General features: G+C 67.5%; 1 pseudogene. It reads left to right on the forward strand.

What is annotated here, in order from left to right:
- Positions 1 to 801: pseudogene (locus ACFFRH_RS44310) on the forward strand (IS5 family transposase); the annotation flags it as partial.
- Between the last annotated feature and the right edge of the window lie 20 nt (positions 802 to 821).

Below are 821 nucleotides of genomic sequence, written 5' to 3' on the forward strand. Positions count from 1 at the left end.
TCTGCCCTGGCGTGACCTGCCCGAGCGGTTCGGGTCGTGGGTCACGGTCTACAAACGCCACCGACGCTGGTCGGCGGATGGGACCTGGGAGCGACTGCTGGCCGCGGTCCAGGCCGCCGAGGACGCCGCGGGCCGGGTGGACTGGGAGGTATCGGTGGACTCCACAACCGTCCGGGCTCATCAACACGCGGCTGGGGCGCCCCATAAGGCTCCGGCGCCGGTCCTGGCGCAAAAGGGGGAGGTAGCCGGGACAAAGCGGGGCGATCCGGTGCTGCGCAGCTTGTCTGCCCGCCTGGCGGAGGTGGTCAGGATGGCGAGTGCTTAGGACGTTCACGAGGCGGTTTCACCACGAAGATTCATCTGTCGGCCAATGGTCGATGCCGTCCGTTGTCGCTGCTGTTGACGCCCGGTCAGCGGGGCGACAGCCCGCAACCGGTGGCCGTGGTGGAGAGGATCCGGGTGCCACGGATTGGGCCGGGCCGTCCTCGCCGGCGGCCGGACAGCATCAGCGCCGACAAGGCTTACAGCTCTCGAGAAAACCGGCGCTACCTGCGCAGGCGTAAGATCTCGCACACCATTCCCGAGCCTCGTGATCAGCGGGCCAACCGCCATAGACGCGGCTCGGCCGGGGGCCGCCCGACGGGGTTCGATGCCGAGCGCTACAAGAAACGCAACGTGGTCGAGCGGGCGATCAACCGGCTGAAGAACTTCCGGGCCATGGCCACCCGCTACGACAAACGCGCCTACATCTACCTCGGGACCATCACGGTCGCCACCCAGACGATCTGGCTCCGAACCTGATCCAAGAAACAGGACCTAGC

Source organism: Streptosporangium vulgare (assembly GCF_042428775.1).
GTDB lineage: Bacteria > Actinomycetota > Actinomycetes > Streptosporangiales > Streptosporangiaceae > Streptosporangium > Streptosporangium vulgare.